Annotated in this window: 6 protein-coding genes; 5 read left to right on the top strand and 1 reads right to left on the bottom strand. The window is 73.5% G+C overall.

The window, feature by feature from the left end:
* The coding region (locus tag EST92_RS28250) for a carbohydrate binding domain-containing protein (RefSeq protein WP_174244158.1) at positions 1-831 on the bottom strand (831 nt) is incomplete at its 3' end.
* 331 nt (positions 832-1,162) lie between these two features.
* On the opposite strand from EST92_RS28250, the gene EST92_RS28245 reads away from it, so the two are divergent.
* From EST92_RS28245 to EST92_RS28225, 5 genes are all read left to right on the top strand, one after another.
* Positions 1,163-3,292, top strand: coding sequence for a phospholipase C, phosphocholine-specific (locus tag EST92_RS28245; RefSeq protein WP_129283563.1), 2,130 nt, complete (start codon positions 1,163-1,165; stop codon positions 3,290-3,292).
* 416 nt (positions 3,293-3,708) lie between these two features.
* The gene (locus EST92_RS28240; protein WP_129283562.1) at positions 3,709-5,973 is read left to right on the top strand and encodes an MMPL family transporter; all 2,265 of its coding nucleotides are present in this window, start codon (positions 3,709-3,711) and stop codon (positions 5,971-5,973) included.
* 160 nt (positions 5,974-6,133) lie between these two features.
* Positions 6,134-6,793 (top strand): hypothetical protein, encoded by a 660-nt coding sequence (locus tag EST92_RS28235; RefSeq protein WP_129283561.1) that lies wholly within the window; start codon positions 6,134-6,136, stop codon positions 6,791-6,793.
* Between the two features lie 352 nt (positions 6,794-7,145).
* Positions 7,146-7,331, top strand: a complete 186-nt coding sequence (locus EST92_RS28230) for a hypothetical protein (protein WP_129283560.1) — start codon at positions 7,146-7,148, stop codon at positions 7,329-7,331.
* Positions 7,332-7,470: 139 nt separating this feature from the next.
* Positions 7,471-10,560 (top strand): helix-turn-helix transcriptional regulator, encoded by a 3,090-nt coding sequence (locus tag EST92_RS28225; RefSeq protein ID WP_129283564.1) that lies wholly within the window; start codon positions 7,471-7,473, stop codon positions 10,558-10,560.
* The last annotated feature ends 82 nt before the right edge of the window (positions 10,561-10,642 follow it).

Below are 10,642 nucleotides of genomic sequence, written 5' to 3'. Positions count from 1 at the left end.
GTCTCCGGCCTGGCCGCCGCTGCCGGAGGGGGTGGTGGTGGCGGTGAGGGGTGCCGAACGGGCCGATTCGCCGGCCGCATTGGTGGCCGAGACCTGGAAGCGGTAGGAGGTGGCGGCGGCCAGGCCGGAGACCGTGGCCGACGTGCCGTTCACCGACCCGTACTTGGTGCCGTCGCGGTAGACGGTGTAACCGGTGGCGCCGGAGACCGGGGCCCAGGACAGGGCCACGGAGGTCGGGGTCACCGCGCCGGCGGTGAGGCCGTCGGGCGCGGCCGGGACCTGTGGTCCGGGGTCGGTGCCGCCCCCGCCGTCGGGTCCCAGGACGCTGAAGTCGTCGGCGTAGTAGGCGGGTTGGCCGTACCAGCCATGGGTGTAGACGGTGACCGAAGTGGTGGCCGGGCCCGTGGTGAAGGTGGTGCTGAGCTGCTGCCAGCCGGTGGCGGACGGGGTCCAGGTGGAGGTGTCCGTGGTGCCGGTGCCGGAGGCGCCCAGGTAGACGTAGGAGCCCTGGACGTATGCGCTGAGCCGGTAGGTCGCGCCGGGCTTGACGGCGACGGTCTGGGAACAGGTGGCGTTGTCGGAGGCAGTGGGGGTGGCTTCGAGGGCGCCGGTGCCGCTGTGGACGGGGGAGCCGGTGGTGCTGCCGCTGCCCGCCGAGCAGGTCCAGTTGCTCAGGCCGGATTCGTAGCCGGCGTTCCTGGCGGCGTTGACGTCGTCGGCGGCGGCCGGGGTGGAGGCGGACAGGGTGGCCGCCGCGGCGGCGAGGGCCGTCAGTGCCGCCGCGAGCACGCGTCTGCGGCGGGCCGGCCGGGTGTGTGGTGTGCGAGGCATGGCTGTCTCCAGTGCCGTAGGGGGGAACACGGGGAGAACTGCAGCAAGACGGTGGCCACCGCTCCTGGCCACAGAATGGTTCAGACCAATGGGGTGGTCAAGAGGTCTGGCGCGATGGGGACTTGTGCATCGGCCGCGGATCACCACCCGGGGCGGTGGCGGTCACGGACCGCCAGTCAGGGACGCAATGGCCTTGCAGCGTAGGGAAGTTGGCGCTCCGTACACCTGTCCTCCGGCACCGTCGTCCACTACCGTCCCCGTCGCCTCGTCGCACGGGATGGGCGGGACGCGGAGCGATCGGTAGCGAGGGCCGTCGACTGGGAGGTCGAGCGTGGCACCGGAGTTGTCTCGTAGACGGGTACTGGGCGTGGGGGCCGCGGCGGTGGGGGCGGCGATGGGCGGTTCGCTGCTGCCGCCGTCGTTGCAGCAGGCGCTGGCGGACGAGGCGGCGCGGCCGGCGCGGGGCGGGGGAGGGCTGGCGGACGTCCGGCACGTCGTCGTGCTGATGCAGGAGAACCGCTCCTTCGACCACTACTTCGGGACGCTGCGCGGCGTCCGTGGCTACGGGGACCGCAACGCCGTCGAGCTGCCCGGTGGCCGCAGCATCTACGAGCAGCCCGGCCTGCTGGGTCTGGGCACCGTCCTGCCCTTCCCGGTGCGGGCGGCGGCCGCGGCGCAGAAGAAGGACCTGCAGTACATCGGGGCGCTGGACCACAGCTGGTTCGGCGGCGCGGTGGCCTGGCACGGCGGCTGGATGAACGGCTGGGTCACCGCCAAGACTGCGGCCACGATGGCGTATTACGACCGGCAGGACGTCCCGCTCCACTACGAGCTGGCGGACACCTTCACCGTCTGCGATGCCTACCACTCCGCCATCCACTCCTCCACCAGCCCCAACCGCAACCATCTGGTGAGCGGGTGGACGGGCTTCGAGCCCAACGGCAAGCGGGCGGTGGGCAACGACGCCTACGAGGAGGACACCCACACCGGCTACACCTGGACCACGTATGCCGAGCGGCTGGAGAAGGCCGGCCGCAGTTGGCGGGTCTACCAGGAGTGGGACAACTTCACCGACAACAACCTGGAGTTCTACGCCGTTTTCAAGGCGGTCGCGAAGAAGGCCCTGGTGAAGGTGGACGGGGTGCACACCATGACCGCCTTCTACACCAAGCTGGCCGGTGCGGACGAGGCCGGGCGCACCCGGCTGACGGCGCTGCTGGAGGAGGGCGTCCGGGGCCTGGACCGCGGCGAGCGGAGCCTGTTCGAGCGGGCGCTGCGGCGCGGCGGGCCGGGCAGTACCGCGACCGCCTTTGCTGCCGATGTGGCGGGCGGCACGCTGCCCGAGGTGTCCTACCTCGTCCCGTCCGCCGCGGATTCCGAGCACCCCGGCGCGTCCTCGCCGGCCGCGAGCGCCACCCTCGTCTACAAGGTGCTGGACGCGCTGGGCAGGAACCCGGGCGTCTGGCGGCACACCGTGCTCCTGCTGACCTACGACGAGAACGACGGGTTCTTCGACCATGTGCCGCCGCCGGTGCCGCCGCCGGGGACGGACGGGGAGTTCTGGGACGGGCTGCCGACCGGTCTGGGCATGCGGGTGCCGATGCTGGTCATCTCGCCGTGGTCGGTCGGCGGCTACGCCTGCTCGCAAGTCTTCGACCACACCTCGATCACCCGGTTCCTGGAGCGCTGGACGGGGATCAGGGAGCCGAACATCAGCGCCTGGCGGCGCACCGTCTGCGGGGATCTGACCTCCACCTTCGACTTCTCCCGCGGGCGCGGACAGCCGGCGGTGCACCGGCCCGGCCCGGTCCCGGCGTTCAGCGGGCGCTGGTCACCGTGGCCGCCGCTGCGCCAGGAACTGCCCCGGCAGGAGCCCGGCAGTCGGCCGGCCAGGGCGCTGCCGTACCAGCCGGACGCCGACGGCGGCTTCGACCCGGGCGCCGCGGTCTTCCGGATGGCCGTGCGCAACGCCGGCCGGGCCGCCGTACCTCTGGCGCTCTACCCGTACGCGAAGGAGTGGGACGCGCCCCAGCACCGTGAGGTGCGGGGAGAGGGCGAGTGGGATGTCCCGGTAAGGGGCGGTACCTACCGCTTCACCGTGACCGGACCGAACGGCTTCCGGCGGGAGTTCGCCGGGACGGCGCGGGGCGCGGCCGCGGCCGTCGGCCTCGCCACGCGGATCGACGCCGGTCGGCGCACCCTGCATCTGACCGTCACCAACCCCGGCCGCGCCGATCTGACCTGCACCCTGAAACCGCTGGCCTACGCGGGCGCGGGCTCGGACGCGGCACCGCGCACGGTGACGGTGACGGTGAAGGCCGGGGCCGTCCGCACCGTCGCGTACGACACCCGGGACGCGCACGGCTGGTACGACCTCTTGCTCACGGTCGCCGAGGACGCGTCCTTCCACCGGCGGCTGATGGGACATGTGGAGAACGGGAGGGAGTCGGTGACCGGCTGAGGCGGAGAGGGAGGGAGCGGACGGGGCCGGGGTGACCAGACCTGGGCGACCGGGTCGGGGTGACCGGACCTGGGCGACGGGGTCGGGGCGACGGGACCTGGGCGGTGGGGTCGCGGCGGCGGGGTCGGGCGGGGAGCGGACGCCCGGCCCCGGGGTGCGGGGTGAACGGTTGCCTCTTCACCTTTCTGTGTGGGGAAGTCCACAAAGCGGTCTATCGATCTTTTCGGGCTGCGACCCTGCTCTGAACAGGTGGGACGGCCGCGCCCCGGAGGGCATGCGGCAGCCCGCCGCCCCCCCTTTTCCGCGGCTTCGACGTTTGCTGTTGTCGCCGTTTTCACCGTCCACTGTTCATCCGCGCTCGGCACCACCCGTCCTCGGGAGATATCGACGCACGACCCGGGAAGCAGACGAGGTCCGTGACCGCTCTGGCTCGCTGGTGTCTTAGGCGCCGCATCGTGGTGCTCCTGCTCTGGCTCGCCGCTTTCGCGGGGGTCGCCGTGGCCGCGGGGGTGACGGGGTCCGCGTACTCGAACAACTACGAGGTGCCGGGGACCGAATCCAGCCAGGCCTCCGCCCTCCTGGCGAAGGCGTTCCCCGGGAGCTCCGGGGACAGCGACACGATCGTGTGGCACACGGACTCCGGGACGGTGCGGTCCGCCGGGGTCACCAAGACGATGACGCACACGCTGGAGAAGGTCGCCGCTCTGTCCGGCGTCTCCGACGTGCGCAGCCCCTACGACGGGTCCCAGGCGGGCGCCTCCCACGGGCAGGGCGGGCGGCAGATCAGCAAGGACGGGCACACCGCCTATGCCTCGGTGGTCTTCGACCGGCCCACCGACGAACTGGACGCGGCCCAGGTCCGCAAGGTCGTCGACACCGCGCAGCGCGCGTCCGGCCACGGCCTCCAGGTCGAACTGGGCGGCGCCGGGATCGCGCTGACCGAGGCGCCGCGCGCCCAGCTGCCGGAAATCATCGGACTGTGCGCCGCGGCCGTGGTGCTCTTCCTCGCCTTCGGGTCGCTCGCCGCGACCTTTCTGCCGATCCTCACCGCGGTGGCCGCCGTCGGCACCGCCTCGGCCGGCATCTCGCTGCTCAGCCATGCGATGACCGTCGCCGACTTCGCGCCGATGCTCGGGATGCTGATCGGCCTCGGCGTCGGCATCGACTATGCGCTGTTCATCGTCACCCGGCACCGCAAGGGCCTGCGGGCGGGCCTGTCCGTCGACGAGGCCGCCACCCGCGCCGCCGCCTCCTCCGGGCGCGCGGTCGTCTTCGCCGGGGCCACCGTCTGCATCGCGCTGCTGGGCATGCTGATCCTGCGGCTGAGCTTCCTCAACGGCGTCGCCCTCGCCGCCTCGCTCACCGTCGTGCTCACCGTGGCCGCCTCCGTCACCCTGCTGCCGGCGCTGCTCGGGCTGATCGGGATGCGGGCACTGAGCGGCCGCGAGCGCCGGCAGCTGGCCGAGCACGGTCCGCGCCGCGGGCGGCCCACCGGCTTCGCCGCCCGCTGGTCCGGTTTCGTCGAGCGGCACCCCAAACTGCTGGGCCTGACCGCCGCCGTCGTCATGCTGGTGCTGGCACTGCCGGCCTTCAGCCTCCATCTGGGCACCTCCGACCAGGGCAACAACCCGGCCACCTCCACCACCCGCAAGGCGTACGACCTGCTCGCGGGCGGCGGTCCGGGCGCGGAGCGGGGGAGCGGCTTCGGGCCCGGATTCAACGGGCCGCTCACGCTGGTCGGCACCATGGACGGCGCCAAGGACCGGATCGCCTTCGACAAACTGCCGGACCGGCTGCGGGAGGTGCCCGGCGTCACCCAGGTCAGCGGCCCGGAGTTCGACGGCGGCCGCAGCACCGGCGTGATCACCGTCGTACCGGACAGCGCGCCGCAGTCCCGGCAGACCTCCGCCCTGGTGGCCCGGCTGCGCGGCGAGGTGCTGCCCGCGGCCGAGCGCGCGACCACGCTGGAGGTGCGGGTCGGCGGCATCACCGCGGGATACGACGACTTCGCCGGGATCATCGTCGGCAAGCTGCCGCTCTTCATCGGCATGGTCATCGCCCTGGGCTCGGTCCTGCTGCTGTTCGCCTTCCGCAGCATCGGCGTGCCGCTGAAGGCCGCGCTGATGAACATCGCCGCGGTCGCCTCGTCCTTCGGGATCGTCGTCGCGGTCTTCCAGTGGGGCTGGGGCAGCGAGCTGCTGGGGCTGGGCAGCGCCGGGCCCGTCGAACCGTTCCTGCCGGTCATCATGGTGTCGGTGCTCTTCGGACTGTCCATGGACTACCAGGTGTTCCTGGTCTCCCGGATGTACGAGGAGTGGCAGCTGACGGGCGACAACCGGCGGGCCGTACGGGTCGGCCTCACCGAGACCAGCCGGGTGATCAACTCGGCGGCGGTCATCATGATCGCGGTGTTCGCGGCCTTCATCCTCAGCGGCGACCGGACCATCGCGATGTTCGGCATCGGCCTGGCCTCCGCCGTCGCCCTGGACGCCTTCGTGCTCCGTACGCTCCTGGTGCCCGCCTTGATGCACATGCTGGGCGGCGCCAACTGGTGGCTGCCGTCCTGGCTCGGCCGATGGCTGCCCCGGATCAGCATCGAGCCGCCGCCGGAGCAGCCGGGGGCCGGTGCCACGGCGCCGCCCGGCCCGCGGGACGGCGAGAAGCCGCTGGTGGAGGCCTGAACCAGGGGTGGCGGTCGGCCCGGAGCGGACGGCCTGGAGCCCCGGGGCGGCCGGCCCGGAGCACTGGAGCGGACGGCCCGGACGGCGCGTCGCCGCCCCTCGGCCGCACGCCGGAGCCGTTCTCATCCGACTCTCAGACACGGCACCTACGGTCGCGCCCATGGGAACGACCAGGACGACCGAAAAGCGAACCGACGAGACGACCGTGCCGGCACAGACCGACACGGAGAGCGACGCGGCGACGGACACTGCTGCGATCCCGGAGACCACCGAGGCGGAGGCGGCCGGTAAGGCCGCCGCCAAGGCGGACGAACAGGCCGATGACAACGCGGCCCTCGCCGAGCAGGACGAGGCGAGCGAGCGCGATGCCGCGGCCGAGGACAGCGCGGACGGGGCGGGCGCTCCCGCACGGACCGCCGGCGGGGTCGCCGCCGGTGCCGGTGCCGTGGTCGCCGCGGGGCTCGGCCTCGCCTCCGTGACCGGCACCTGGCTGGGCACGCTGATGGCCGAGCGGCAGACCCTGATGGGTCAGATCGGCCTCCAGACCGGCAAGACCAGGGACCAGATCGCCGCCGTCTACGGCACCCCATGGCACACGACCGCGCTGGTCAACGGCGTCTTCGCGCTGCTCGCCGTGATCGCCGCCGTAGTGGTGCTCACCGGCCGGCGTGCTACCTGGGTGCGGGCCGTGGCCTGGGGCGGGCTGGCGCTCGGCGTCCTGGGGATCCTGATCTCCGCGGGCATGTACCTCGACCTGTTCGCGAGCATGCCCGTCGTCCCGAAGGGCGCCGGAGGCGGCGGTGGCCCGGCGGCGCCGTAAGGAGCCGTGCCCCCGCCGAGCCGCCCGCGAAAGACCCACCGGTCCAGCCGGTGGGTCTTTGTCGTTCCGGGACGGTGGGTGGGGGCGAACGCGGTGGATGCGGTGAATTCACGGGCCGCCGTCCCCTCCCTTCCTCTCCCCTCCCCGACATCACCGCGGCCGGTTTCCGGGATCTCCAGGGCGTGCCTAGGCCATCCCTAGGCATCCTCCCGTCGTCCGGCACCGGCTTCTAAGGATCAGGCCGGCTCGAAGATCGGGAACTCTCCCGATGTGGCGGACCCCCCTTGGCGACGAGGCTGGAGCACCTCGACAAGACGTCGAGGTACCACCTCACCGCCGTCAGGGAGACACCGTGTTCCACTCCGAGCTGGAGATCCGGGTCCGTCACGAAGAACTGCGCCGCGCGGCCGACCGGCAGCGCCTGGTGCGCGAGGCGACCGCGGGCCGCCGCGCCGCCGCCCGCTCCGGGGAGGACGAACCCGAAGGGCGGGTGAGGGCCTGGGGCCGGTGGGCGCGGGTACGCCGCGCCGCCGCGTGACCGCGGGCCGCGCATGACGACCCCCGCTTCGGCCCCGGCGCCGGCCCGCGCTCCGTCCGCCCGGCCCCTGGTGCTCAGCGCACCGGGCCGGGCGTTCCGGCTGCCGAAATCCGCTGCCGGACTGTCAGACCCCTGTGCGATGCTCGGCAGCGTGGAGACCAGGTCCGTCAGTCCCGTGTTCGTCGGCCGCGCAGCCGAACTCACCGCGCTCGGCGCCGCGCTCGCCCGCATCGCGGCGTCCGGCGAGCCGCAGGCCGTGCTGATCGGCGGGGAGGCCGGGGTCGGCAAGACCCGCCTCATCGAGGAGTTCGGCGAGTCCGCCCGCGCCCAGGGTGCGCTCGTCGCGCTCGGCGGCTGTATCGAAATCGGCTCCGAGGGCCTGCCCTTCGCCCCGTTCTCCGCGATCCTGCACACCCTCAACTGGCATCTGCGGGACGAGCTGGCCGCCGCCGTCGCCGGCCAGGAGGGCGAACTCTCCCGCATCCTGCCCGAATTGGGGGAGACGCCCACCGAGGCGCACGACGAGGAGATCGGCCGCGCCCGCCTCTTCGAGCTGACCGCCCGCCTCCTGGAGCGGCTCGCCGTCCACCGCACCCTGGTCCTCGTCGTCGAGGACCTCCACTGGGCCGACCGCTCCACCCGCGAACTGCTCGCCTACCTCCTGCGGGCCCTGCACGACGCCAACGTCCTCCTGGTGGCGACCTACCGCTCCGACGACATCCACCGCCGCCACCCACTGCGGCCCTTCCTCGCCGAGATCGACCGGATGCGCACGGTCCAGCGCATCGAGCTGGCCCGTTTCAACCGCGACGAGGTCCGCTCCCAGCTGGCCGGGATCAACGGCAGCGCTCCCGAAGAGGACACCGTCGACCGGGTCTTCAAGCGCTCCGAGGGCAACGCCTTCTTCGTCGAGGAGCTGGCCCGCGGCCTCGCCGACGGCGCGCTGCACGGCCTGAGCGACCCGCTGCGCGATCTGCTGCTGGTGCGCGTCGAGGCGCTCCCCGAGGACGCCCAGCGAGTGGTGCGCACGGCCGCCGAGGGCGGCTCCACGGTCGAACACGAACTCCTCTCCGCCGTCTGCCGGATGCCCGAGGACGACCTCATCGAGGCGCTGCGGGCCGCCGTCGGCAGCAACACCCTGGTTCCCACCCAGGACGGCAAGGGCTACCGCTTCCGGCACGCCCTCGCCCGCGAGGCCGTCGTCGACGATCTGCTCCCCGGTGAGCGCACCCGCCTCAACCGCCGCTACGCCCAGGCCCTGGAGGCCAACCCCGCGCTGGTCCGGGCCGACGTCTGCGCCGCCCGGCTGGCCAGCTACTGGTACAAGGCCCATGACGCCGCCAAGGCGCTGCCCGCCGTCCTCGCCGCCTCGGTCCAGGCCCGCCGCCGCCATGCCTACGCCGAGCAGCTGCGCCTGCTGGACCGCGCCCTGGAGCTGTGGGACGACGCGCCCACCGAGGTCCGCCAGGGCGTGCGCCCGGTCGACTACACCGAGGCCTATCCGGCCTGCGGCTGCGACGACGACGCCCTGCGCTTCCTCGATCTGCTCGCCGAGATCTCGGTGGCCGCCCGCCTGTCCGGCGATGCCGAGCGGGCCTTCACGATCACCAAGCGCGCCCTGCGGTCCCTGCGCGGCGAGGACGACCCCCTGCGCAGGGCATGGTTCCTGATGCAGCGCTCGCGGCTGTGCCAGTCCACCGGCCGCGGCGACGGCTGGGAGGACCTGGGCACCGCACTGGAGCTGGTCCGCGGCCTGCCGCCGTCCCCGGTACACGCCGCCGTGATGGCGCACGTCGCCAGCTGGGCGATGCTGCACGAACCGGGTCCCGACACCTTCGCGACCGCCGAACGCGCCGTGGAACTCGCCCTGTCCGTGGGTGACGAAGAAGCGGAACTCAACTCCCGGGTGACCCTGGGGAGCCTGCGGGTGGACGCCGGAGACGCCGAGGCCGGCCTCGCGGAGCTCCGCTCCGCCCTCGACCGTGCCGTCGACCGCGGCTACTTCAGCATCATCGGGCGGGGCCACGTCAACCTCCCGTCCGTCCTGGAAAGCATCGGCCGCTCCCGTGAGGCCGTCGAGGTCACCGAACAGGGCGTCGCCCTCGCCACCCGCTACGGCCTCAAGGACCGCACCAGCTGGGTGCTGGGCAACCGCGCCGAATCGCTCCAGTCGCTGGGCCGCTGGCAGGAAGCGGGCCGGGCCGCCGCGGACGCCCGCCGTTTCGCCCAGAGCCCCCGGTCGCTCGCGCTGGCCGCCAACCGCCTCACCCACCTCGCCCTGGACCGCGGCGACCTGGCCGAGGCCGAACGCGAACTCGCCGTCACCCGCGAGCACTACGGCACCCACGACCCCCAGCCCCAGCACACCATCCCCCTCGCGCGGCACGCCCTGCGCATCGCCGCCCGCCAGGGCCGCCTCCTCGACGCCCGCTCCCTCTTCGAACGGGCCCTGGACGCGGGCTTCCCGCCCGGTACCCAGCGCTACGCCTGGCCGCTGTTGTGGTCGGCGACCGCCGCGGAGTCGGACGCCCGGGGCCTGCCGGCCGCCGAGCCGGGACGGGCCGCGGTCCTCGCCGGCATCCGGCAGGCCGCCAAGAAGCTGCCCCGGCTCCTGCCGGTCTGGGCGGCGTACGGCCTCGCGGTGGACGCCGAACTCCGCCGCGCCGAGGGTCGCGAGATGCCGGACGCCTGGGCCGAGGCGGTCGCCGCCTTCGAACCGCTGGAGCGCCCGCACGAGCTCGCCCGGGCCTGCTACCGCTGGGCCGAATCACTGCTGTACGCCGGCGATCGGGCCACCGCCGGGCTACAGGGCCGCACCCCGCGCGAGGCCGCCGTCCTCCTGCTCGCCCAGGCGCACACCGCCGCCGGAACGATGGGTGCCCGCCCGCTCGCCGAGGAGATCGAACTCCTCGCCCAGCGGGCCCGTCTCCCCCTGCCGGGCCTGATACCGGCCGACGACGCCGGCGCCGGCCGCGGTGGGGCCGAGGCGCCCGCCGCCCCCGCCCCGTCCCTCGGTCTGACGCCGCGCGAACGCGAGGTGCTCCGGCTGGTCGCCGACGGGCGCAGCAACCGCCAGATAGCCGACGCACTGTTCATCTCCCCGAAGACCGCCAGCGTCCACGTCTCCAACATCCTCGCCAAGCTGGGCGTCTCCGGCCGCGGCGAGGCGGGTGCGGTGGCCCACCGCCTGCGCCTCTTCGGCGAACCGGTGCCGGGCACGCCCTCGTAGGCCGGTCGTCACCCGACGCGCCGGGACGAGGCCACCTCGCTCGTCCGCAGCCTCAACCGTCCCCACCACCCCCTCCGGCAGC

Origin of the sequence: Streptomyces sp. TM32, assembly GCF_004122755.1 — a bacterium.
In the GTDB taxonomy this organism is placed as follows: Bacteria; Actinomycetota; Actinomycetes; order Streptomycetales; family Streptomycetaceae; genus Streptomyces; species Streptomyces sioyaensis.
This window is presented reverse-complemented; position numbering and strand designations above follow the sequence as displayed.

What these genes read in the sequence shown, in the direction of transcription:
- EST92_RS28225 (WP_129283564.1), top strand. Translation starts at nt 7,471, where the DNA reads ATGCTCGGCAGCGTGGAGACCAGGTCCGTCAGTCCCGTGTTCGTCGGC.
- EST92_RS28235 (WP_129283561.1), top strand. Translation starts at nt 6,134, where the DNA reads ATGGGAACGACCAGGACGACCGAAAAGCGAACCGACGAGACGACCGTG.